Source organism: Peptoniphilus mikwangii, assembly GCF_000468535.1.
GTDB classification, from domain to species: Bacteria; Bacillota; Clostridia; order Tissierellales; family Peptoniphilaceae; genus Anaerosphaera; species Anaerosphaera mikwangii.
The window spans coordinates 398,302-424,825 of sequence record NZ_AUQY01000002.1; the positions used below are offsets into that span (position 1 = coordinate 398,302).

The window sequence follows — 26,524 nt, forward strand, 5'->3', positions numbered from 1 at the left end:
AGGTGATTATTAATGTCTTTTAAAGAAAATCTAAAAAAATATGCAAATTTAATAATAAGAGAAGGACTTAAAATAAAAAAAGATGATCTGCTTGTAATTAGAGGTCCGGTAGAAACCTATGAGTTTATTAACTTAATTGCAGAAACTGCATTTGAAGCAGGAGCAAAAGATGTTTTTGTAAATTATTCTGACCAAAATTTAGCTAAAATAAGATACAATAATGCAAGTATTGAAACTTTAAGCGATATTCCACAATATTTTATTGATGAACAAAATGGATATATTGAAAAAAAAGCTAAATTTTTATCAATTACAGGTGATGATCCAAATTTGCTTTCTGATGTAAATCCCGAAAAAGTTAAAGCCGCTGTCAAAGCAAAATCAATAGCCTTAAAATCTTTCAGCGAAAAAATGATGAATAGTGAATGTTCATGGTGTGTTGTAGGTGTTGCAGTTCCGAGTTGGGCTAAAGTAGTATTTCCAAACTTAAGTGAAGAAGAAGCTGTTAAAAAACTTTGGGACACAATTTTCTATACAGTTAGAGTTACGGAAGATAATCCTATATCAGCATGGGAAACTCATTCAAATAATCTAAAAAAATGGTCTGACTTCTTAAATGAAAAACAATTTGAATTTCTTGAATACCATAGTGAAAATGGTACAGACTTAAAAATAAGACTACCGGAAAATCATATATTTTCAGGTGCAAGTGAATTTAACAGGTATGGCGAAGAATTCATTGCCAATATGCCAACTGAAGAAGTATTTTCAATGCCGCATAGAGATGGTGTAAACGGAATAGTCTACAACACAAAACCTCTCAACTACAACGGAAATTTAATAGATGACTTTTATCTTAAATTTAAAGATGGAGTAGTTGTTGATTTTGATGCAAAAATCGGATATGAAACATTAAAAAATATGCTAGATTCGGATGAAGGCTCAAGAAGACTCGGAGAAGTTGCATTAGTTCCATATCACTCTCCAATTTCCAATACAAAAATTTTATTCTACAATACACTTTACGATGAAAACGCATCATGCCATTTAGCTCTTGGAAAAGCATATCCTATTTGTATTAAGGGAGGCGAATCTATGAGTACGGAAGAACTTATCAAAAATGGTGCTAATGATTCAATCATACATGTTGACTTTATGATTGGAGATAGCACAACAAATATTGTAGGAATAAGCAAAAGTGGAGAAAGAACTCAAATATTTAAAGATGGAAATTTTGTAATTTAGTTGACAAATTTTGATAATTTTTAAAACAGATGATTTATATAAAGATATAATTTTATTTAAAATCGACATTCAAAAATGTCGGTTTTTCTTTTTCAAATAGGCTGCTTATCATTTTATTTAATTATTATAATATTACTTATATTCCTTTCATTTTAACAATATATTTTTCTCTTTAATACATGGCATATGCTCAGTATTCCATATTCCTAGCTTAATGCTATCAATATAATTATTTAACATTGATGTTGTTAAAGTTTTTAAATAAATATATTTTCTTATTACTTTAAAATCTTTAAGCATAAATTTTATTACTATAAAAAAGAAGTTAATATACTAATATTAGTACATTAACTTCTTAATTTCATTATTTAATTGAGTTTTTCTATTTTTATTTTAGAGTCATGTCCATTCAAATCAACAGATTCTCCTTCAAAACCTTCTCTCTTTATATCTTGAGCAAGTGTTTCCGCTTTAATAAATTCTGTATAATTTGTTATTGCCTCTACTACTTCATCATCAGCTTCATAAGATATTACTATATTATCAAGCACATCAAGATCTTCAGATTTTCTAAGTTGCTGAATCTTTGAAATAAACTCACGAACATATCCTTCTTCAACTAATTCTTTTGTAAATTCTGTATCCAGTATTACAAATAAATTATTTTCCATTATTACATCAAAGCCTTCTTTAGACTTTATTGTTATTAATACATAATCCTCTAATATCTCTGTATCTTCTCCGTTTAGAACCATATTTACAGCGCCATTTCTCAAGTCTGATACAAATTTTTTCGGTTCTATTGACTTTAATACATTTCCAAACTCTTTAATTTTTGCTCCAAGAATTGAACCTGCCACTTTAAAGTTTGGCTTTAATTCATAATTCATAAATACGGATAAATCTTCTTCAAATACAACTTCTTTAACATTCAATTCTTCTTTTATTAAATCCGTTAAATCGCCTATTATTTCTTTGTATTTACCATCAATTATTACCTTTGAAAGTGGTTGGCGAACTTTTATCTTAACTTCTTCTCTTGAAGCACGACCAAGTGCCACTAGGCTTCTTACTAAATCCATTTTTTCTTCAAGTTTAGTATCAATTAATGACTCATCTGCAAGCGGATACATTTCAAGATGAACAGATTCATTTTCTGTGAGAGATTTAAAAAGCTCTTCTGCTATAAACGGAACAAAAGGTGCTATCACTTTTGTAATTCCAAGCATAACTTCATATGTTGTATTGTAAACAGCTTTTTTATCATCATCGATTTCTGTTTTCCAAAATCTTCTTCTATTTCTTCTGATATACCAGTTAGAAAAATCTTCTATTACAAAGTCTTGAATATTTCTTACAACTCTTGTAAGCTCAAATACTTCCATATCAGCCTTAACATTTAGCAAAAGATTATTATATTTTGAAAGAAGCCACTTATCTATTTCATCTCTATTCTCATAAGAAACTTTAAATTCACGCGGATCTATTTCATCTGTATTTGCATATAGACTAAAGAAATTATATATATTTCTAAGTGATCTGAAGAATTTAGATTCAGCTTCTCTTAATCCGTCTTCATCAAACTTTGTAGGTGCCCATGGTGGTGATACATACATTAAATACCAGCGAACTGTATCAGCTCCGTATTTATCAAATAATTCAAATGGTTGAACTGTATTACCTTTAGACTTACTCATTTTCTTACCGAATTTATCAAGAATTAAATCATTAACAAGTACATTCTTGTAAGGAGTAACTCCTGTCATATAAGTTGAAATTGCAAGTAGTGAGTAGAACCAACCTCTTGTTTGATCTATACCTTCACAGATGAAATTTGCAGGAAATAACTCATTAAAATCATCTTTATGTTCAAATGGATAGTGCCATTGAGCAAAAGGCATAGCGCCTGAATCAAACCATACGTCAATTACATCTTTTTCTCTTGTCATAGGTTTGCCGCAATGAGGACAAGTTAAATGTATATCATCAACATAAGGTCTGTGTAATTCAACAGTTTCATCTATATCTTCTACCGCTTTTTCTACAAGTTCTTTTCTAGAACCTACAGACTCAACATGACCGCATTCACATCTCCAAAGAGGAAGTGGTGTTCCCCAATACCTTGATCTTGAAATTGCCCAATCATTTAAATTTTCAAGCCAATTTCCAAATCTCTTTTCTCCTACAAATTCAGGAAACCAATTAACATCATTATTATTTTCAATTAATTTATCTTTAAACTTTGTAACTTCTATATACCAAGATGGATGTGCATAATAAATCAATGGAGTATGACATCTCCAACAATGAGGATAATTGTGTAAGAATTTTTGTTTTTTGAATAACTTATCATTATCATATAAGTAATGTATTACTTCATGATCCGCATCCATTACAAATTGTCCTTTCCAAGGAGTTTCTGTAAATTTACCTTCTTCATCTACAGGATTTAATACCGGTAAATCATATCTTCTTCCTGTTTGATAATCATCTTCTCCAAATGCAGGTGCTGTATGAACTATTCCCGTACCATCCTCAGTTGTTACATAATCCGCACAAGTTACAAAAAATGCTTTTTTATTTGTAGTTAAAAATGGTATTAACTGTTCATATTCTACAAATTCAAGCTCTTTCCCTTTCATTGTTTCAAGAATTTCATATTCTTTATCAAAGATTTTAGATGCAAGATCTTTTGCAACATAATATATTACATCTTCATACTTTACCTTTATATAATCTACATCTGCATTTACTGTAAGTGCAACATTAGATGGAAGTGTCCATGGAGTAGTTGTCCACGCAAGGAAATATTCATCTTTATTAGCTAATTTGAATTTTGCAATTACTGTTTCTGTTTTTATTTCTTCATATCCTTGAGCCACTTCATGTGATGCAAGACCTGTTCCACATCTTGGACAATATGGTAATATTTTATGTCCTTCATAAATAAGTCCATCTTCAAACATCTTATTTAGTATATACCAAACTGATTCTATATAATCATTTTCAAGTGTTATATATGGATGATCAAGATCTATAAGATATGCCATTCTCTTTGTAAGAGTTCTCCATTCACGTTCATATTCAAATACAGATTCTTTGCACATTTTATTAAAATCTGCTATACCATATTTTTCTATATCTTGTTTGTTATGAAGATCAAGTCTTTTTTCAACTTCAATTTCAACAGGAAGACCGTGTGTATCCCATCCGGCCTTTCTTTTTACTTGATAGCCGTTCATAGTTTTATATCTACAAGTTAAATCTTTTAATGTTCTAGCCATTACGTGATGTATGCCCGGACGACCGTTTGCTGTAGGAGGTCCTTCAAAAAATATATAAGGTTCATTCCCAGCTCTTGTCTCAACGGATCTGTGGAGAAGATCTATATCTTCCCAATATTTTGCTATACTTTCTTCTCTTTCTTTTACAGATTCCTTAGAAAGTGTTTTAAATACTTTCATCTTTTTCCTCCTTAAAAATAATATAAAAAAAAGTCCCTTTCAAAAGAAAGGGACGAACATTGCCGCGGTACCACCCTAATTATAGATGTCTATCTCTTAAGGTCTTAAGGCGACTAACCTAAAAGCTCCAAGCTGATCTATATGCTCAATTTTATGTTCTTCCACCAAGCGAACACTCTCTAAAAATAAATATCAAGCATAACGGTCTTTTCATCGCTCCATAAACTTATCTAATGTTGCATCTTTAAACATATCTACTATTGTTTGTTGTACTTCTGCAAGTTTATTGTGAAATTTACATCCTACAAATCCACAAGGGCTGTCAGATACTCTTCCACATTCTGAATCAATACATTTATTAACTATAATTGGTCCATCTACTGCAACAATTATGTCATATAATGTAATTTCTTCCTTAGGTTTATTTAACAAGTATCCCCCTGCAGCACCTCTTTTTGCTGTAGTTATACCTGCAAGATTTAACTTTCTTAAAATTCTAAGTGTAAATCTCTCAGATATTTTCTTTTCACTTGCTATCTTAGGCGCTCCAATTACTTGTCCTTCATTTTGAGCTAAATATCCACAAATTCTAAATGCATAATCTGTTTCTTGTGTAATTCTCATACCAGATATTCCTCTCCATCCTAATCTATAATAGATACATTCTATAATATTAAATATATTACGTCAATATAATTTTTTTATCCTGTTCTCTTCTAAGTTTAACTATTACAGAATTTTCATCCAAAATTACATCTTCATAGCTGAGAGCTTGTCCTTTTTTTACATTTCTTCTAAGCCTAACATTTCCAACTATCAATCCTATCGGAAGCAAATTTTCTTTTTTCTGAATTTCTGCTTTTTCAAGTTGTCCAAAAACAGAATATCCACCTATGCCGTCAATAAAATCTCCTGCTTTCAAATCTTTTTTTGCTATTGCTATAGTTTCAGCAACAGGTGCTCCAATGCTAACAATAGATGAGTCCCTAAGAACTACAGCTCTTATAATTGAATTCGGCACTTCAATACTTGTCAAATGATAGGGCCTATATATTGCAAAATTAGGTCCGTCTCCCATTGAAAGATATTTCATTTCAGACTTTATTACATCTGATTTTGCCCTGACAATTGCAAACACTCCCGGCGCTATTCCCATCGCAAAATCAACTACTCCGTAACTATTTAACATACCGCCGTATTCTTTCAAATTAATATCTTTAGCAATTTCTTTTGGACTTGTTGTAAAGCAATGACATCCTCTTGTATCCGGAACAAAACCGGTAGCATTACAAACTGCATTAAGTTCTGTCATTGTATTTGTTCCATCAACAAATGATGTTAACATCCTTGGATTTAATCCTCTCGATATTGCTTCATCACAAAGTTCATCGGGTATTGCATAATTATTTAACTTATTATTTTTCCCTTTTCCAAGAACCAAAATATCAAAACCGGTTGTTTTTAAAAACTCGAACAGTTCTATTATAGCTCCAGGTTCATCTCCGGAAGACCCTGTATAAATTATTCCGGCTTCATCTGCTAAAATTTTTAAATATGCTCCTATAGTTGCATCCATTTCAACATTTAATGTTACAATATCTGTTTTTGATTCTATAGCCCAAAGAGAAATTTGTGCTCCGGCTTCTGTATCTCCTGTACAGTCAACAACACAGTCAGTAAATTTTGCAGGAATTTCATTATTTGTAGTAGCTATATAATATCCTTGTTCAATATATCTTAATGCCTCATCTAATTCATTTGTAATTTTTATTTTTTCTTTTAATATTCCCGCTTTATTGAAAGATTCAAGAACTGATTCTATTTTGCGTGATGATTGAACTTGCGGCATAAAATTATCTATTATTTCGAGTTGTGATACTAATGATGTACCCATAATTCCAGCCCCAACAACTCCAACTGAAATTTTACCATGCTCTTCTAAAACTTTTTTTAAATAGAACATACTGCCTCCTTATCTAAAATAAAATTATATCATATAAAATTTAGTTTTAAAAGCTACATACTTCTGGCAGCTTGCATTGCAGATGATACTGCCCATTGAATATTATATCCTCCGCACATACCATCAACATCAAGAACCTCTCCTATAATATATAGCCCGCCTAAAATTTTAGATTCAAAAGATTTTTCATCTATATCATCAGTTGCAACTCCTCCAACACTCACTTGAGAATTTTCAAATCCTCTATTACCCAAAACTTCAAATTCACTTTCAAGTAATATATTAATTAATCGTTCAAATTCAGAACTGTCTATTATGTTTAAAGACGTTTCTTTCTTCATTCCTAAGATATCTGTTATATAATATATAAATTTTTTATCTACTATTCCGCTAAGCCATCTATCTAAATCAAAATGAGAAAGCATATAATACCTATTATACAATTCATTTTTCATTAAACTTAAATCATCAACATTATTAATAATAGATAATTTTATTTTCAATTCTTTTTTATAAAAATTTACTTTTCTGGAAATATTTAATATCGGAGGACCACTTACTCCATAATCTGTAAATAAAATCTCACCGAAATCTTCTTCAACTACATTCTTACCGTTAATAAGTTTTACATTTCCAACAACTTTAACTCCGCTTAAATGCTTCAAATATTTAGAATTTAATTTTATTTGTGTAAGTGCCGGCATTATTTTTGTGATTCTATGCCCCAATTTTTCAAGTACTTTATAACTCTTACCATCTGAACCGAGATTTGGAGTTGATGATCCTCCAACTGCAAAAACTACTTTATCAGATTCATAAGAACATTCATTAGTTTTAACAACAAACTTATTTTCTTTTTCTATTGATATAACACTATTGTTGCAAAAAATCTCCACTCCTAAATCATAAAGCTCATCTAATAATTCTTTAACTACACTTTGTGCCTTTAACGTTATCGGATATACTCTATTTGCATTTTCAATCGTTGTATATATTCCAATAGTATTAAGATAATTTATAAAATCTATATTTGAAAATTTTTCAATAGCATTTGAAACAAATTCTTTTTTCTCAAAATATTTATCTGAAGAAAGTTCCATATTTGTTAAATTACATCTTCCATTTCCTGTAACTAACATTTTTTTTAAAATTCTATCTTTTTTTTCAAGTATGACAACTTTATTTCCTCTTCTTGCAAGTTCTATTGCACAAAAAACTCCGGATATTCCTCCACCTATTATAATTACTTTCATAATTAAATCACTCTCTATTAAATAATCTTTTATGTAATTATATAGCAAAACATCTTTATTTTGAAATACAATTTATTTTACATCGATATTTTTAATATATTTAAAACCTGATATAGTTTTACACTTCAAACAGCTAAATTTACAGATTTTTATTAATTTATCTTATATAATTTTCTTGTTTTTAATTTACAGTAGGGTTAAAATATAATTAAGAAATTCTTTCATTTGTTATAATATAAGATTTCTTAATAAAAAAATGAGGTGATATTTAATGACAGAAACAACCAAAAAGAAAAAAAAGAGGGCCTTTCCTAATGCCTTCACGGTACTATTTATTGTATTAATTCTTGCAGCAATACTTACATTTATAGTTCCCGCCGGACTATATCAACGTCTATCTTATGATGGAGATAGCAATGTATTTGAAGTTATCGATCAAGAAGGAAATGTTACCGAAAAACCTGCAACTGAAGATACTTTAAAAGAGCTTAACATAGCAATAGGACTCGAAAAATTTACAGGAGGAGATATTCGTAAGCCTATCGCAATTCCAGGTACTTATAAAACTATTGAACAAAATCCGCAGGGATTAACAGCATTTTTAAAATCTCCTATTGAGGGTGTTATTGATACTGTAGACATTATAATATTTATATTGATAATTGGTGGAAATATTGGTCTTCTTAACAAAACCGGAGCATTTGATGCAGGTATTGCAGCACTTTCTAAAAAAACCAAAGGTAAAGAATTTATACTAATTATAATAGTATTCTCTCTGGTAGCTCTCGGCGGTACAACCTTTGGGATGGCAGAAGAAACTATAGCATTATATCCTATTTTATTACCTATTTTTATTGCAAGCGGATATGATGCCATGGTAGCAATTGCAACAATTTATATGGCATCATCATTGGGAACAATGTTCTCAACAGTAAACCCGTTTGCCACTATAATAGCATCAACAGCAGCCGGAATTAATTTTAAACTTGGTCTTCCTATAAGATCTGTAGGTCTTGTTTTAGGTTCTATTTTAACTTTAATCTACATCTATCGCTATGCAAAGAAAGTTCAAAAAAATCCAAGTTTATCGATTATTTCCGACCAAATGCCTGAAATAAGACAAAAATTTGATTTAGATAACTTTGATTCAAACAATGCTCCTGAATTTACTCTAAAAAGAAAACTTATTCTTTTAATATTTGGTTTAGGATTCCCTGTAATGATTTGGGGAGATTATTCTCAAGGCTGGTGGTTCACTGAAATGAGCGTAATATTTATGGTAACAGCATTCTTAATTATGCTTTTATCAAATATGACTGAAGGTGAAGCAGTAAATACATTTATGAACGGAGCAGCAGATTTAATTCAAGTAGCATTAGTATGCGGTGTAGCAAGAGCTATTAATATAATTATGGATAACGGATCTATTTCAGATACAATGCTATTCTATGCTTCTAATCTTGTAAACGGTATGAATGGAATACTGTTCTCAATAGTACAAATGATTTTATTCACTTTCCTTGGAATTTTTATACCATCTTCATCAGGTCTTGCCGTATTATCAATGCCTATATTTGCTCCACTAGCAGATACTGTAAATTTAGGACGTGATGTAATTGTATCAGCATACACTTACGGTCAAGGTTGGATGGCATTCTTAACACCTACAGGATTAATACTTCCTACATTGCAAATGGTTGGTGTAACTTATGATAAATGGGTAAAATGGGTAATACCTTACATGGTACTACTTGCAATATTTGCAGCAACTATGCTTGGTGTTCAAACTATTATGTAAAAAAGCAGCCGGCTAATGCCGGCTACATCTTTTAAAATTATAAATGAGGTGGATTATGAAAGATATAGTAGAAAGATTTTTAAAATATGTTTCCTTTGAAACTACATCCGATGACAGCTCTGAAACATGTCCTTCTACAGAAAACCAATTAGTCTTGGCAAAGTACTTGGTAGAAGAGCTTACAAATATCGGAATGAAAGAAGTAACTATGGATAAAAACGGATATGTATATGCTACTTTACCTTCAAACACAAATAAAAATGTTCCGATAGTAGGATTTATTGCTCATATGGATACAGCTCCAGACTTAACAGGAAAAAATGTCAATCCTAAATTTGTTGATTATAAAGGTGGAGATATAAAACTTAATGATGAATATGTAATGACAGAAAAAGAATTTCCATTTCTCAAAAATTTAATCGGAGAAAGACTTATAACTACAGATGGAACTACACTACTTGGTGCAGATGATAAAAGTGGAATTGCAATTATAGTTTCTGCAATGGAATATTTAATTGAAAATCCATCTATAAAACACGGAACAGTTAAAGTTGGTTTTACTCCTGATGAGGAAATCGGAAGGGGAGCTAACTTATTTGATGTTAAAAATTTCGCAGCAGATTTCGCTTATACAATTGATGGCGGTCCTGTAGGCGAATTAGAATATGAAAATTTCAATGCCGCAAGTGTAGAAATTACAATAAAAGGTAAAAATGTTCATCCCGGATCTGCAAAAAATATTATGCTAAATTCATCACTTATAGGAATAGAAATAAATTCTCTTCTTCCATCAGCTCAGCGTCCTGAACATACTGAAGGTTATGAAGGATTTTTCTTATTAGATGAGTTTAACGGAACAGTTGAAGAAACAAAAATGTTCTATATAATAAGAGACCATGATATAGAATTATTTAATAAAAAGAAAGAATTAATTACAAATATCGTTGAATTTATAAACAAAAAATATGGAAATGTTGCTATAATTAATATTAGTGATTCATATTTCAATATGAAAGAAAAAATTGAACCACATATGGAAATTATAGAACTTGCATCAAAATCAATGAAAGATCTCAATATAGAACCTATTATACAACCAATTCGCGGTGGTACAGACGGAGCTACTCTTTCATATATGGGACTTCCTTGTCCCAACCTATTTGCAGGTGGATATAATTTCCACGGAAGATACGAATTTATTCCAGTATCTTCTTTAACAAAAGGAAAAGATTTAGTAATTAAAATAATTGAAAATTTGGAGGCAAAATAATGGAATATTCACAATTAGAACCAAAAGATGTATTTAAATACTTTGAAGAAATATCTCAAATCCCTAGAGGATCCGGAAATGAAAAAGCAATTTCAGATTATCTTGTGAAATTTGCAAAAGAAAGAAATTTGGAAGTTTTACAAGACGAATCATATAATGTTATAATCAGAAAACCTGCTTCTAAAGGTTATGAAAATGCAAAAGGTGTAATCTTACAAGGACATATGGATATGGTTCCTGAAAAAGGAGAAAACTCCACTCATGATTTTGAAAAAGATCCTATTGAACTTATAGTAGATGGAGATAACTTACATGCAAATGATACAACCCTTGGCGCAGACGATGGTATAGGTGTAGCAATGGCACTTGCTATACTGGACTCAGATACAATTGCTCATGCACCATTAGAAGTTCTTGTAACAGTTTCTGAAGAAACAGATTTAGGTGGTGCACAAGCTCTATCTGATAAAGTTCTTAAAGGTGATTATCTAATTAACATAGACTCTGAAGAAGAAGGAATAATGACTGTGGGCTCTGCCGGAGGAGAATTGTATATGGCATACTTCACTCCTGAACTTTCACCAACAAATGAATATAAAACTTATGAATTCAACTTCTCAGGATTTATGGGAGGTCACAGCGGTGTAGAAATTGCCAACCCTAAAGGAAACATGGTTGTTGTAATGGCAGATTTTGTAGAAAATTTAAAGGATTCTATGCTTGTTGACTTTATAGTGGGAACCAAAGATAATGCTATTCCAAGACTTGGAAAAGTTAAACTTGCTATCAAGAACACAAATGGTATTGACGAACTGATAACTTCATTAAAAGAAAAATACAGCAATATTGAAGGTGAACTTAAAATAATATACAATGAAATAGAAACACCTAGTGAAGCTCAATCAATAGAATCTACAAATAAATTTGCAAAATATTTATTATCTCTCCCAACAGGAGTAAATTCATTTACAGATGAAACAAAAACATTTGTAGCTTCATCTTCTAATCTTGCAATAGTAACTAAAAAAGATAACGGAAAATATGAAGTTTGGAATTCAATGCGATTTAATAAAGGGGATTTGATGACTGAATTTAAAAATAAATTCAATTTAATCTCAGAGGAATATAATGTAGAATATAACTATTCCAACTACTATCCTGAATGGGAATATAAAGAAGATTCCAATTTAAGAGCACTTACTATGAAGCTATATAAAGAAATGTATGGAAAAGAAATGACAATAGATATTACCCACGGAGGTCTTGAATGCGGAGTATTCTATATAAAATATAAAAACTTAGATATGATTTCAATCGGACCTGATATTTCAGGCGCACATACTCCTCAAGAAACACTTTCAATACCATCTACAAAGAGAGTATATGAATTTACCTTAGAACTTTTAAAAAACTTAAAGTAATAAAAAATACAAATAATAAAAACTCTTAATATTTAATTTATATTAAGAGTTTTTATTATGCATTTATAAGATTTAATTATTAATTTGTTAATACAGCTTATTTTTAATAATTTTAAACAAAATAAAAAAGCCTATAAACGATATTTACATATTCATTCATAGACCTTTATTCAAACCGGCAATACCTACTCTCCCGGGCCGTCGCCAGCCAAGTACCATCGGCGTATTGAGCCTTAACTTCTGTGTTCGGTATGGTTACAGGTGTTTCCCTCTTACTTTCGTTACCGGATACCATTTAACTACAAATCTTTCTTCTTTCTTGGTCAAGTCTTCGACCTATTAGTACTCTTTAGCTTAAAACATTGCTGCTCTTACACCTTGAGCCTATCTACCTCGTTTTCTTCAAGGGGTCTTATCTTTTCAGGGGAAATCTCATCTCGAGGGGGGCTTCGTGCTTAGATGCCTTCAGCTCTTATCCCTTCCTAACTTAGCTACTCAGCCGTGCACTTGGCAGTGCAACTGATTCACCAGAGGTTAGTCCATCCCGGTCCTCTCGTACTAAGGACAGCTCCTCTCAAATTTCCTACGCCCACGACGGATAGGGACCGAACTGTCTCACGACGTTCTGAACCCAGCTCGCGTGCCTCTTTAATGGGCGAACAGCCCAACCCTTGGGACCTACTTCAGCCCCAGGATGAGACGAGCCGACATCGAGGTGCCAAACCTCCCCGTCGATGTGGACTCTTGGGGGAGATAAGCCTGTTATCCCCGGGGTAGCTTTTATCCGTTGAGCGATGGCCCTTCCACTCGGTACCACCGGATCACTAAGTCCTAGTTTCCTATCTGCTCGACTTGTTGGTCTCGCAGTTAAGCTCCCTTCTGCCTTTGCACTCTTCGCACGATTTCCGTCCGTGCTGAGGGAACCTTTGAACGCCTCCGTTACTTTTTGGGAGGCGACCGCCCCAGTCAAACTGCCCGACTGACAGTGTCCCTTCCCCTGATTCAAGGGGTTAGGTTAGAATTCTAAGCTTAAAAGAGTGGTATCCCAAGGTTGACTCCACTAATACTGGCGTACTAGCTTCTTTGTCTCCCACCTATCCTGTACATTTAAACTCAAAATCCAATGTCAGCCTACAGTAAAGCTCCACGGGGTCTTTCCGTCCTGTCGTGGGTAAGCGGCATCTTTACCGCTACTACAATTTCACCGGATCCTTTGTTGAGACAGTGCCCAAATCGTTACACCTTTCGTGCGGGTCGGAACTTACCCGACAAGGAATTTCGCTACCTTAGGACCGTTATAGTTACGGCCGCCGTTTACTGGGGCTTCAGTTCTATGCTTCGAATTGCTCCTAACATTTTCCCTTAACCTTCCAGCACCGGGCAGGTGTCAGCTCCTATACTTCGTCTTTCGACTTTGCAGAAACTTATGTTTTTGGTAAACAGTCGCTTGGGCCTTTTTACTGCGGCCCCCTTTTACAGGGGCTCCCCTTCTCGCTAACTTACGGGGTCATTTTGCCGAGTTCCTTAACAAAGGTTCTTCCGCTCGTCTTAGGATTCTCTCCTCTCCTACCTGTGTCGGTTTGCGGTACGGGCGATATGTTACTTGATAGTGGCTTTTCTTGGCAGTGTGGAGTCATATCCTTCTCTACTTGTTTTTCGATCCGCATCACACTTTAGTGTTCTTAGAATAGGGATTTGCCTCTATTCCCACCTTTGTGCTTGCACGCCTCACCAACTGGGCGCTGCTACTATCCTCCTGCGTCCCCACTTACTTTCTTACGCTTCATATCGGTACAGGAATTTCCACCTGTTGTCCATCGACTACGCTTTTCAGCCTCGCCTTAGGTCCCGACTTACCCTGAGTGGACGAGCCTTCCTCAGGAATCCTTAGGTTTTCGACGGGTGAGATTCTCACTCACCTTTCGCTACTCATGCCAGCATTCTCTCTTCTGTAAAATCCACATCGGCTTACGCCTTATGCTTCGTCTCTTACACATTGCTCCTCTACCACTACTTTCGTAGTCCACAGCTTCGGTATATAGTTTAGCCCCGGTTATCTTCGGCGCAGAGTCACTTGACCAGTGAGCTATTACGCACTCTTTGAATGTATGGCTGCTTCTAAGCCAACATCCTGGTTGTCTGAGTAACTCCACATCCTTTCCCACTTAACTATTATTTTGGGACCTTAGCTGGTGGTCTGGGCTGTTTCCCTTTCGACAATGAAGCTCATCCCACATTGTCTGACTCCTTAGTGCTTGATTTGGTATTCGGAGTTTGATACGTATTAGTAATCTTACAGACCCCTCTACGATTCAGTGCTCTACCCCCTCATCATTGATCACTAAAGGCTAGCCCTAAAGCTATTTCGAGGAGAACCAGCTATCTCCGTGTTCGTTTGGCTTTTCACCCCTATCCACAGGTCATCCGATAGCTTTTAAACGCTACCCGGTTCGAGCCTCCATTGAATTTTACTTCAACTTCACTCTGCCCATGGATAGATCACACGGTTTCGGGTCTATGACATCTAACTTTCGCCCTATTAAGACTCGATTTCTCTACGGCTCCGGTACTTTATACTTTAACCTTGCTAGATATCATAACTCGCTGGCCCGTTCTACAAAAAGTACACGATCCTGGCTTTTGCCAGTTTCGCTGCTTGTAAACATTAGGTTTCAGTTTCTATTTCACTCCCCTCCCGGGGTTCTTTTCACCTTTCCCTCACGGTACTTGTTCGCTATCGGTCACCAAGTAGTATTTAGCCTTGGGGGGTGGTCCCCCCATTTTCCCACAAGGTTTCTCGTGTCTCGTGGTACTCTTTTGTGCCGGTATTTCTTCGCCTTCGTTTACAGGACTGTTACCTTCTTTGGTTCATCTTCCCAAATGATTCTACTGGCTATTTATACTTTATGCACGGTTGGGCTCTATCCTGTTCGCTCGCCGCTACTTGGGATATCGAGTTTTCTTTCTTTTCCTCGGGTTACTTAGATGTTTCAGTTCACCCGGTTCGCTTCTTTAAGTTATTTATTCGCTTAAAGATACCTTTTTAAGGTGGGTTTCCCCATTCGGATATCTGTGGGTCGATGGATATTTGCTCCTTACCACAGCTTTTCGCAGCTTGTCACGTCCTTCTTCGCCTCTTGGTGCCTAGGCATTCACCTAATGCTCTTTTTTACTTGACCTTTGTTATATTTATTTCTAAATTTAACTTCTTTTCCAGTGTTCTTGTCTTTTCTTTATTTCTTCTGAAATTTAAGTTTTGACTTTCTTCTAGATTTGTAGTTTTCATGGTTCTTTTAATGATTTTCATCATTACTGGTGGACCTGGGAGGACTCGAACCTCCGACCTCACGCTTATCAGGCGTGCGCTCTAACCACCTGAGCTACAAGTCCATAAATTAATTCAAAACTATATAGTTTTGAATTGGATTTTTTTATATATAATTAATAGTGTAAGAGCTTAGAACCAAGCTCTCTTTGGTTTGTTGTGTRTCCTTCACTTTTGATTACTGCCTTTCCTTTTACAGTCCAACAGTTAATCTCCTTAGAAAGGAGGTGATCCAGCCGCACCTTCCGATACGGCTACCTTGTTACGACTTCACCCCAGTCATTAACCCTACCTTCGACTGCTGCTCCCCTAAGGTTAGCTCACAGGCTTCGGGTATTGCCAACTCCCATGGTGTGACGGGCGGTGTGTACAAGACCCGGGAACGCATTCACCGCAGCATTCTGATCTGCGATTACTAGCAACTCCGACTTCATGTTCTCGAGTTGCAGAGAACAATCCGAACTGAGATCGGCTTTTTGAGATTTGCTTACTTTCACAAGTTTGCTACCCTTTGTTCCGACCATTGTAGCACGTGTGTAGCCCAGGGCATATAGGGCATGATGATTTGACGTCATCCCCACCTTCCTCCGATTTATCATCGGCAGTCCCTTTAGAGTTCCCATCTTTACATGCTGGCAACTAAAGGTAAGGGTTGCGCTCGTTGCGGGACTTAACCCAACATCTCACGACACGAGCTGACGACAACCATGCACCACCTGTATAGCGGTTTCCGAAGAAAAGTATTTATCTCTAAATATGTCCACTATATGTCAAGCCCTGGTAAGGTTCTTCGCGTTGCTTCGAATTAAACCACATGCTCCGCTGCTTGTGCGGGTCCCCGTCAATTCCTTTGAGTTTCATACTTGCGTACGTACTCCCCAGGCGGAGTGCTTATTGTGTTTACTGCGGCACCGAGATTACTCCCGACACCTAGCACTCATCGTTTACAGCGTGGACTACCAGGGTATCTAATCCTGTTTGCTCCCCACGCTTTCGTTCCTCAGCGTCAGTTTGTGTCCAGTAAGTCGCCTTCGCCACCGGTATTCCTCCTAATATCTACGCATTTCACCGCTACACTAGGAATTCCACTTACCTCTCCACATCTCAAGAAAAACAGTTTCAAATGCTTACGAGGGTTAAGCCCTCGCCTTTCACACCTGACTTGCTTTTCCGCCTGCGAACCCTTTACGCCCAGTGATTCCGGACAACGCTAGCCCCCTACGTATTACCGCGGCTGCTGGCACGTAGTTAGCCGGGGCTTCCTCCTATGGTACCGTCATTATCTTCCCATAGGACAGAGCTTTACGATTCGAAAACCTTCTTCGCTCACGCGGCGTCGCTGCATCAGGGTTCCCCCCATTGTGCAATATTCCCCACTGCTGCCTCCCGTAGGAGTTTGGACCGTCTCTCAGTTCCAATGTGGCCGTTCACCCTCTCAGGCCGGCTACTGATCGCTATCTTGGTGAGCCGTTACCTCACCAACTAATTAATCAGACGCGAGTCCATCTTTGACCGCTAAACGCTTTGATTTCCATGTCATGCGACTTGGAAATGTTATTGGGTATTAATCACGGTTTCCCGAGGCTATCCCCATGTCAAAGGCAGGTTACTCACGTGTTACTCACCCGTCCGCCGCTAATCCAAGGTTTCTTTGTCCCGAAGAACTCCAAATCCTTTTCATCGCTCGACTTGCATGTGTTAGGCGCGCCGCCAGCGTTCGTCCTGAGCCAGGATCAAACTCTCAATTGAAATTTGTATCCTTAGCTTTCAGTTTCTTTCACTGACTTTTTCCGCTAAGCTTTTTTGCTTTGCTTGTGTTTCTTTCTCTTACACTATTTAATTATCAAGGTTTGCTATTCATTTGAACAGCTTATTCATTATATAATTTCATTTTAAAGATGTCAAGATGTTTTTTTTATTTTTCTTTATTTCTTTTATGAAATTTTCTGTTCAAGCGATAGCTTTTTTATTCTATTAGTTTTATTCTTTTTTGTCAATAGTTTTTTTATATCTTTTCTAATATTTTTATTGTATCCTCTTTCTGTAACATTGTAGGATTTCTTAATTCATCCAATGGTGCTCCTATTACTACTATTATATAGTTTTTTTCTCCTTTTTTTGATAATGTTGCCCAACAAAGTCCTGCCTCTTTTGTTGTTCCGCTTTTACCTCCCAATATCTTAAAATCAGTTTTATCCTCATCTGAAATTTCTTTAAGAACTGTACTCTCTATATTAATTCCATTTGGATGATCTAATGTTTCTGTTGTAGTATAATTTTTTGCAGTAAAAATTTTTTTAAATTCCTCATTTTTTATTGCTTCATTTAATAATAATGCCATATCCCTTGCTGTTGAATAATTATTTTCTTCATCCATTCCGACAGGATTTGAAAAATTTGTTTCCTTAAGCCCAAGCTCTTTTGCTTTTTCATTCATATCAATGACAAAATTTTCTAAACTTCCACTTGATTTTATGGCAAGACTCATAGCTGCTTCTCCTCCGGATGCAAGCATTGTTCCATATAATAAATCTTTTACTTTAACTCTTTCTCTTCCATAAAATCCTACCATAGAAGCATTTGAAGCTACCATATTTTTATAACTTTCTACATCTACAGGACTAATTTCTTCCCAATCTAAATTCTTTTCAATTGCAACAAGTACTGTCATTAATTTTGTAAGTGAAGCTATTTTTAATTTTTCATTTGCATTTTTTTCAAATATTATTTTATTTTTATCTGCATCCATTACACAAATTGCCTTCGAATTGTAATCAATTTTAGCTAATTTATTATTGCAAAAATACAGTAATGTTAATCCCGCGGATATAACAATTACCATTAAAAATATAATTACTTTAATTTTTTTAAATTTCATTTATTTTCTCCTTTAATATTTATGTATTAAATTATACAACAAACATTATGCAAATTTATTAAACTTTTATTATAGATAAATTAAATAACAGTAAATCATTTCAGTGACTTACTGTTATAATTACTATCAAAATTTATTTTTCAATTCTAAAAACTCCATAACATATCGGAATATTTTTACTTCTCCATTTATTTTCATATTCTGTAACTATATTCTCAGGATAATCTTCAAGTTTCATATTTCTTGTACATTTCATAATTTTAAATTTATTATCTTCAAAATATTTAAGCGAATCATTAAATAGATCTAAATCATCAGTTTTAAAATGTACTTCAGCATCCTTTTTTAATATTTCTCTATATTGAACAAGAAATCTCGGATGAGTTAATCTTCTTTTTTGATGCCTTAGCTTAGGCCATGGATTACAAAAATTAATATATATTCTGTCAATTTCTTCTTTATCAAAATATTCATTTATTTTTTCAGCATTTATTGGAAGCGCTCTTACATTTTCAAGTTTTTCTTCTATTATTTTTCTTGTAGCATAAACAAAAGCATTTGATTCTTGTTCTATTATTACATAATTTATATTTTTATTTCGTCTTGCCAACTCTTGAATAAAAGCTCCCTTACCGGCACCAATTTCAATATGTATTTTATTTGAATTTTCAAATACTTCTTTCCACTTACCTTTATATTCAGCAGCATCAAAATATACATACGGATTTTCTTTCATTTCAGGAATTGCCCAATGTTTTTTTCTAAGTCTCATTAATATCTCCATAAATAAAAAGGATTACATCCTTATAGTATCACCATTAAATAAAATCTAACTAATTTTTATATTTTATCATTCAGTACAAGCTTTTTCAATAATCATCTAACTATATATGCATAAAAATGAGGCGACTTCAAAGTCGCCTTATTTTACCTCATATTAGATGAATAAATTCATATTTGAATTATCATTATCGTTTAACATTGTTGCTACTCCGCCGATTTCAACGCCATCAATCAATTCTTCTTTTGTTATCCCCATAACATCCATTGACATTTGACATGCTGTCATTTTAACTCCGGCTTTTTTAGCTTCAATAATCAATTCTTCAAGCGAACTGATTCCCTTCTTGGCCATTACACCGCGCATCATTTTAGAACCTATTCCTAAAAAATTCATTTTTGATAATCCAAGCTTTTTAGCTCCTCTTGGCAGCATCATACTGAACATTTTTCCAATTATATCTTTTTGTACATCAACTTTTTCATCTTTTCTAAGAATATTTAATCCCCAAAATGTGAAAAACATATTTACCTTATTTCCCATAGCCGCACTTCCTGTAGCTATTATAAACGCAGCTATTGCCTTATCTAAATCTCCATCAAATACTATCATCGTTTTTTCTTTACAAGTATTGACACTACAAGTTTCTACTTTTTCTCCCTTTTGAATGCTTGCAAAATAATTTCCTTTGTATTCATTTCTTGAAATAAGAGTATTTCCGGTATTTTTACACCAACTGTCAATATCTCTGATAAAACCTGGGTCTGTCGCTTTAACACTAAGTATTTCCCCAATATTCATATCTTCCATTTTCTTCGATACTTTTACAATGGGTCCTGGACAACTTAATCCGCAAACATCTAAACTTAACGCTTTCTCTTTATTATCAAGCACAAATTTGTCTTGCTCTAAATTTTGATTTCCTATAAGTTCAAAGCTGTCTTCACTATCTGTAATATCTCTGTAAGTCCTATATCCTCCGACAAAATTATATGCATCAAATCCATTTTGCTTTAATATTCTCTCTGCAATATATCCTCTTACACCCACTGCACAATATAATAAATATTTTTTTGACTTATCAAGCTTCGACATTTCTTTTCTAATTCTTGTAAGTGGAATTTGAAGTGCATTTTCTATTTTACCTTGTACCACTTCAATATCTTCTCTTACATCAATTAGAGTGTATAATTCTTTATTCGCTTGCCACTGTTCAAATGTCACGGGGTCTGTCAATTTTTCCAATATATTTGTAGCGACATATCCTGCCATATTTACAGGGTCTTTAGCTGATGAATAAGGAGGAGCATATGCAAGTTCTATTTTTGTAAGATCATATACCGTCCCATTAAAATGAATACTTGTTGCTATTGTATCTATCCTCTTATCAACTCCGTCATATCCCACAATTTGTGCACCTAATATTTTTGCATTTTCCAATGAAAATATCAGTTTTAAAGTTAACGGAGTTGCACCAGGATAGTATCCCGCATGGGACATAGGATGAATTAGTGCTATTCCATAATCCTTGTTTAATTTTAAATTTCTTTTATTTAACGCCTTTTCATTTTCTCCCGTACTTGCAACTGTTATATCAAAAACCTTTGCTACACTTGTTCCTATAGTTCCGTCATAAGTTTCTTTTTTTAAATTCAACACATTTGCTGCAACAGCTCTTCCTTGTTTATTCGCAGGGCCTGCAAGAGGTATCATAGTCTTTTGTAATGATATCGGATTATTTACTTCAATCATATCTCCGACGGCATAAATAAAGGAGTCACTTGTTTGCATATTGTCATTTACGATAACTCCTCCTCTTTCATTCAGCTCAAGTCCTGCATCTTTTGCTAATTTAGAATTCGGTCTTACACCTATTGAAAGAAGAGTCATATCTGTATCAATTTTACTTCCATCTGACAATAGAATTTTATTACCATTATCAAAAATAGACTTCACTCCTGTATTTAAAATTAGCTTAACTCCTTTATGTTCTAAATGATTTTGAACTAATTTTGCCATATCTTTGTCTAAAGGAGGCATAATTTGATCTGCAAACTCAACTAAAGTAACTTTAATACCAAGCTCAGACAAATTTTCCGCCATCTCAAGTCCGATAAATCCTCCGCCTGCAACAACAGCATTTTTAGGTTTATTAATTTTTATAAAATTATAAATTTTATCAGTATCCGGAATATTCCACAAAGTAAATACATTTTCAGACTCAAGCCCGTCCATTTGAGGAATAAAAGGTGTCGAACCTGTAGAAAGCAATAAAACATCATAGCTTTCTTCATATTCTTTATTGACTTTCAAATCTACAACAGATATTTTTTTATTTTCTTTATCTATTTTTATAACTTCAGAAAAATTTCTTATTTCAACATTATACTTACTCGTAATCGATTCAATATCAGAAACAAATAAACTATCTCTACTTGAAATAGTGCCTCCTATATAGTAAGGAAGCCCGCAATTTGCGAACGAAACAAATTCTCCCTTTTCAAATAAAATAATTTGAGCATTTTCATCTAATCTTCTAATTCTCGCTATTGCAGTTGCTCCTCCTGCAACCCCGCCTACAACAACTATTTTTTTTGACATTATTTCTCCTCTTTAAATAACACTTTTATTATTTCATTAATTTTCTCATTTTTAATAAAATAATTTACATTTTTACCGTCTTTTTTATAATCTAAAATCCCTAAATCTCTCATCTTAGCAAGATGTTGACTTATATTAGACTGACTTACTTCCATACAATCTGTAAAAAACGATACATTGCAACTACCATTTTCAAAAATTTTTTTCACTAAACAGAGTCTTATAGGATTTGCAATACCCTTTAATATATCTGCATTTCGTATAATAATTTCTCTATCCATAATAATCACCTACATATTATTATATTAGAATATTCTAATATGTCAAGTTTCAAAATATTTTTCCCAATCATTAATAACATAATAAAAAGGACATTACTTTTAATGTCCTTCAATACTATTATCTTCATTTTTATTCTTCACTATAAATATTAATTACAATCTTATTTTTATTAAATCAAAACTCTTTACTTATTTAAAATCCATTCTATTTACTGACATCTTCATCACTTTATCCCCTATCTTAGCAAGTAAACGATGAGAAAAGCGAATATTAGGACTTTTCATATCATAATATCCTAACATATAACCTTTTGAAGTTATTTTAATTTTTTCCGACCAATTTAATTCTTGTATCGGATCATTTACATAAAATAATCCTTCTACATCACTAATCCCCATATTCTTTAATACTTTTGACATCATCAGCTTCAAACCGAGCTTGCCTACACTGTCAAAAATCAAACATCCTTTAGAATATTTTTTTGAAAGTTCTAATACCAATACTTTTACTTCATTCTTCTTAAAATAATGAAATACCCCGGCAGCAAAGAAAATAACTCCGTTAGAACCGTCAACCTCATCCATCCATGAAAAATCTTTTAAATCACAAGCAACATTTTTTCTCTGTCCTGCTCAAAAATCAATTGTTTACGAATTGATATGACATCCGGAAAATCCACATTTACAATATGGCAAAGTCCGTTATCACAAGTTTTTCCCGTTTCATCTAAACCGCAACCAAGATTTACAATTGTTGCTTTAGGATACCTACTTAAATATTCTTTAATCTCATATATTATATCCAACTGTCGCATTGCAGCTTCAAGAGAACCAAATTCATATAAAAATGAATTTTTCTTTTTCTCTAATTCTGAAAAATCATAATCCAACCTATCACACAATCTATTAGCAAAAATATCCATATAAAGTTCGGGAAATTTTTCAGAACACATTTTTCTTCCATATAACGGAACAATCAAAGTTTCCTGAACTGTATTTTTTTCTATCTTTACTTTTTCCATATCAATATACACCTCCTTTTATAGTTCACATCTAAATTAATCACAAAATACATAACAAATTAAATTTTTTCTCTTTAATTTACTGTTTTTACTAAAATATTCTTTTTTAGAATTTTATCAATCATATTTTTTCAATAGATAATTAAAAACTATAACACCGATAAACACTTGGCTAATTAAGTATGCCCCTAAATAAATTACAATATGCTCTGCATCCATGATATTCAAAACTCCAAGTACAGAATACACAATAATAGATAAAGCTATAATCAACATTCCAATCCAATAAGTGTATTTTCCGGATTTATCTCTCAGTTTTTGTTTTAATTCATCTTGCTGTTCTATTTCTTCAATTTCTAATTTTTCTTGATATTTTTCCTTGTTCTTTTGCCAATAAAAATATCGAATTATAGTAACGATACCACTACCTCCTAAAGCACCTGTTAAACCGTAAAATATACCTGTCATCTTATTGTCGCCAAAGTAAATAGCTACATACAAAGATATTCCAGCTAATATAATATAAATTAAACCATAAATCAGATTACTTTTTTTCATATTTTTCCTCCTTTTCATAAGTAAATACTTCTTCTATTGTCTTGTTAAAATATAATGCTATCTCAAATGCTAAATCTAAAGATGGATTATATTTACCATTTTCTATCGCACTAATAGTTTGCCTTGAAACTCTTAATTCTTTTGCAAATTCTTCTTGAGTCAAACCGTTAATTTTTCGCAATTCATCTAATTTGTTTTTCAAACGCACCGTCCTCCTTCTGTCAAGTTTCCTTTACATTATTATAATCCCCCGTTTGTACTTTTGTCAAGTTACCTTTACAGAAATTATACTTCTAACTCTTGCTTCTTGTTCTGTGTCAGTTCTCTGTTTTCTTGCAAGAATTTTTCTATGCTACTTCTAACGTTTTCAGCTTGTTCAACCTATTTTCGCATATCTAAGATTTGAGAATATAGATTATCTTTTTCTTTCCTCAAAGTACTTACTTTCAATTTTCACTTGGATATATTTAAGCTCTTGCTTTTGTCTAAATATTATTTCAGATATTTCTTTACACTTTAAAATAAAATAATATCTGCGATATGCCTTTTATAAAAATCTTCATATTTGTTTTCTTTATTAAGGTTTTATTGATTTCTTCTATACTGACGATTTTTTCTTTTATATTTTTAATTTTTCTTGTCCTTTATTTTTGATTTTAAACAATAAAAAAACAGTAAACTTTTTTAATTTACTGTTTTTAATTTGCGATTCTGTATTTGATTGTTTTAAATATACAAACTGAGACTTGTCAGTATATAAAATCTATCGAAATGTGATTTGATGACTTCTATATCGACAAATATTCCATTGTTTTGAATGCATATTCCAAATACTGTATAAAGTAAAAAGATATAAAAGGTATGAGATTTTATTATTCTGCATTATATAACCTAACAAATTATATTTTATCTCATCAAATATTTTATAATATTATTTTTAGTAGTATACTCTTACATTTCACTTATCAATTTTTATTTCTATCAAAAAACGATATGATTGGCATCATATCGTTTTTATAATTTTGACTATGAATCCGTTAACTAAAACCACTATTTTTTAGTTTTTTTATAACGAAAATTCAGTATAAATAATACAACAACATATTATCAAGTATTCTTCGTGTCTAAAATGTTGCCTTTTTTAATTCAAAAAATCCTATAACTCTTGTTCTTCCTCATCTTTTTTTACTATAGGTTTCATTGTAGGGAAAAATACCACATCTCTTATACTAGGTTGGTCTGTAAGTAACATTACCATTCTATCAACACCTATTCCAAGTCCGCCTGTTGGTGGCAATCCAACTTCAAGTGCATTGACAAAATCATAATCCATAGGATGAGCTTCATCATCTCCCGCTTCTTTCTCACGAACTTGTTCTTCAAATCTTTCTCTTTGATCAATCGGATCATTTAATTCAGAAAAAGCATTTGCAAATTCCCATGTATTTATAAATGCCTCAAATCTATCTGTTAATCTTGGATCTTCAGCACTTCTTTTTGCAAGCGGTGAAACTTCAACAGGATGTTTTAATACAAAAGTAGGTTGAATTAATGATGCCTCGCAAAATTCTTCAAACATTTCTGATATTATTTTTCCCCTTGTCCAATCAGATTCAATTTCAAGTCCTTTTGCCTTAGCAATTTTTTGTGCTTCTTCATCAGAATCTATTTTATTAAAATCAACTCCGGTAGCTTCATTAATTGCGTCTATCATTGTTATTCTCTTCCAAGGTGCTTTTAAATCAATTTCTGTTCCTTGGTATGTGATCTTTGTAGTACCATAAACTTCCATTGCAGCATTTTCAAAAATGCCCTCTGTAAGTCTCATCATATCTTCATAGTCAGCATATGCTTGATATACCTCAATATTAGTAAATTCAGGATTATGTCTTGTATCCATTCCCTCATTTCTAAACATTTTACCCATTTCATATACTCTATCCATTCCGCCAACTATTAATCTCTTTAAAAATAACTCATTTGCAATTCTCATTTGCATATCCATATCAAGAGTATTGTGATGAGTTAAAAATGGTCTTGCATTCGCCCCACCTGCCACTGTAGCAAGAATTGGAGTTTCTACTTCTAAAAAGTCTCTGCTGTCAAGATAATTTCTAATTGATTTTAAAATTTTAGTTCTCTTAATAAATACATCTTTTATTTCCGGATTCACAATTAAATCTACATATCTTTGTCTGTATCTAAGATCAGGGTCTTTTAATCCATGAAATTTTTCAGGTAATATTTGTAGTGATTTTGAAAGAAGAAGTGTACTTTCAGCCCTTACCGAAATTTCTCCGGCTTCCGTTTTAAATACTTCCCCCTCTACACCAATTATATCTCCCATATCATATCCCTTGATATCTTCATAATTGTCAAGAAGTACGTCTTTTCTTGCAAATATTTGTATTCTTCCAAGCTTATCTTGAACATCTAAAAATGCAATTTTTCCATGACGTCTCTTACTCATTATACGACCTGCTATTGAAACTTTTTTCCCTTCAAATGCATCAAAATTATCCTTTATTTCTTTTGAATAATTAGTAACATCATATCTTGCAACTTTAAACGGATCTTTACCTGATTCTCTAAGTTCATTCAACTTTTCTCTTCTCAAAACAAGCATTTCATTTAATTTTTTTTCTTCAGACTTTTGCATTTTAT

17 protein-coding genes, 1 tRNA gene and 3 rRNA genes are annotated in these 26,524 nt (G+C 33.1%); 4 read left to right on the plus strand and 17 right to left on the minus strand.

The window, feature by feature from the left end:
* Positions 1–12: 12 nt before the first annotated feature.
* Positions 13–1,245: an aminopeptidase gene (locus tag M915_RS02340; protein ID WP_036729003.1), complete on the plus strand. Its 1,233-nt coding sequence runs from the start codon at positions 13–15 to the stop codon at positions 1,243–1,245.
* A gap of 368 nt (positions 1,246–1,613) precedes the next feature.
* Here the strand turns inward: M915_RS02340 and ileS are convergent, their stop codons facing one another.
* From ileS to M915_RS02360, 4 genes are all read right to left on the minus strand, one after another.
* Positions 1,614–4,709 (minus strand): isoleucine--tRNA ligase, encoded by a 3,096-nt coding sequence (gene ileS, locus M915_RS02345; RefSeq protein WP_036729006.1) that lies wholly within the window; start codon positions 4,707–4,709, stop codon positions 1,614–1,616.
* Positions 4,710–4,919: 210 nt separating this feature from the next.
* A complete protein-coding gene (locus M915_RS02350; RefSeq protein WP_009222087.1) occupies positions 4,920–5,333 on the minus strand; it encodes an RrF2 family transcriptional regulator in 414 nt (137 codons plus the stop codon).
* A 58-nt stretch (positions 5,334–5,391) separates the two neighbouring features.
* Positions 5,392–6,672 carry an NAD(P)H-dependent oxidoreductase gene (locus M915_RS02355; RefSeq protein ID WP_036729009.1) on the minus strand — a complete coding sequence of 427 codons (1,281 nt, stop codon included), beginning with the start codon at positions 6,670–6,672 and terminating at the stop codon, positions 5,392–5,394.
* A 53-nt stretch (positions 6,673–6,725) separates the two neighbouring features.
* Complete coding sequence (locus tag M915_RS02360) at positions 6,726–7,925, minus strand: BaiN/RdsA family NAD(P)/FAD-dependent oxidoreductase (protein WP_036729011.1); 1,200 nt, start codon at positions 7,923–7,925, stop codon at positions 6,726–6,728.
* A gap of 271 nt (positions 7,926–8,196) precedes the next feature.
* On the opposite strand from M915_RS02360, the gene M915_RS02365 reads away from it, so the two are divergent.
* The 3 genes from M915_RS02365 to M915_RS02375 are packed head-to-tail and all read left to right on the plus strand — an operon-like array spanning position 8,197 to position 12,414.
* Positions 8,197–9,723, plus strand: coding sequence for a YfcC family protein (locus M915_RS02365; RefSeq protein ID WP_009222084.1), 1,527 nt, complete (start codon positions 8,197–8,199; stop codon positions 9,721–9,723).
* 55 nt (positions 9,724–9,778) lie between these two features.
* A complete protein-coding gene (gene pepT, locus M915_RS02370) occupies positions 9,779–10,993 on the plus strand; it encodes a peptidase T (RefSeq protein ID WP_036729014.1) in 1,215 nt (404 codons plus the stop codon).
* The gene (locus tag M915_RS02375) at positions 10,993–12,414 is read left to right on the plus strand and encodes an aminoacyl-histidine dipeptidase (protein ID WP_036729016.1); all 1,422 of its coding nucleotides are present in this window, start codon (positions 10,993–10,995) and stop codon (positions 12,412–12,414) included. Before pepT ends, M915_RS02375 begins: the two co-directional genes overlap by 1 nt.
* A gap of 173 nt (positions 12,415–12,587) precedes the next feature.
* Here the strand turns inward: M915_RS02375 and rrf are convergent.
* The 13 genes from rrf to lysS all read right to left on the minus strand — a co-directional run bounded on the left by rrf (position 12,588) and on the right by lysS (position 26,519).
* A 5S ribosomal RNA gene (gene rrf / locus M915_RS02380) occupies positions 12,588–12,703 on the minus strand.
* 30 nt (positions 12,704–12,733) lie between these two features.
* A 23S ribosomal RNA gene (locus tag M915_RS02385) occupies positions 12,734–15,593 on the minus strand.
* A 134-nt stretch (positions 15,594–15,727) separates the two neighbouring features.
* A tRNA-Ile gene (locus tag M915_RS02390) sits at positions 15,728–15,804 on the minus strand.
* Positions 15,805–15,959: 155 nt separating this feature from the next.
* Positions 15,960–17,488 (minus strand): 16S ribosomal RNA (locus M915_RS02395).
* Together the 16S, 23S and 5S rRNA genes with 1 tRNA gene alongside form the textbook arrangement of a ribosomal RNA operon.
* A gap of 256 nt (positions 17,489–17,744) precedes the next feature.
* Positions 17,745–18,617, minus strand: coding sequence for a D-alanyl-D-alanine carboxypeptidase family protein (locus M915_RS02400; protein ID WP_036729019.1), 873 nt, complete (start codon positions 18,615–18,617; stop codon positions 17,745–17,747).
* 133 nt (positions 18,618–18,750) lie between these two features.
* Positions 18,751–19,389, minus strand: coding sequence for a tRNA (guanosine(46)-N7)-methyltransferase TrmB (gene trmB / locus M915_RS02405; protein ID WP_036729022.1), 639 nt, complete (start codon positions 19,387–19,389; stop codon positions 18,751–18,753).
* A 165-nt stretch (positions 19,390–19,554) separates the two neighbouring features.
* On the minus strand, positions 19,555–21,999 hold the full coding sequence (locus M915_RS02410; protein WP_036729024.1) for an FAD-dependent oxidoreductase: 2,445 nt from the start codon (positions 21,997–21,999) through the stop codon (positions 19,555–19,557).
* Entirely contained in the window at positions 21,999–22,280 is a 282-nt protein-coding gene (locus tag M915_RS02415; RefSeq protein WP_036729027.1) for an ArsR/SmtB family transcription factor, read from the minus strand. The genes M915_RS02410 and M915_RS02415 overlap by 1 nt, the downstream gene beginning before the upstream one ends.
* 189 nt (positions 22,281–22,469) lie before the next feature.
* On the minus strand, positions 22,470–22,865 hold the full coding sequence (locus M915_RS07570; protein WP_235043749.1) for a hypothetical protein: 396 nt from the start codon (positions 22,863–22,865) through the stop codon (positions 22,470–22,472).
* Between the two features lie 14 nt (positions 22,866–22,879).
* The gene (locus tag M915_RS07575) at positions 22,880–23,302 is read right to left on the minus strand and encodes a hypothetical protein (RefSeq protein ID WP_235043750.1); all 423 of its coding nucleotides are present in this window, start codon (positions 23,300–23,302) and stop codon (positions 22,880–22,882) included.
* A 117-nt stretch (positions 23,303–23,419) separates the two neighbouring features.
* Entirely contained in the window at positions 23,420–23,860 is a 441-nt protein-coding gene (locus M915_RS02425) for a hypothetical protein (RefSeq protein ID WP_036729030.1), read from the minus strand.
* Positions 23,847–24,068: a helix-turn-helix transcriptional regulator gene (locus tag M915_RS02430; RefSeq protein WP_009222705.1), complete on the minus strand. Its 222-nt coding sequence runs from the start codon at positions 24,066–24,068 to the stop codon at positions 23,847–23,849. Before M915_RS02430 ends, M915_RS02425 begins: the two co-directional genes overlap by 14 nt.
* A gap of 948 nt (positions 24,069–25,016) precedes the next feature.
* Complete coding sequence (gene lysS, locus M915_RS02435) at positions 25,017–26,519, minus strand: lysine--tRNA ligase (RefSeq protein WP_036729036.1); 1,503 nt, start codon at positions 26,517–26,519, stop codon at positions 25,017–25,019.
* Positions 26,520–26,524 lie beyond the last annotated feature (5 nt).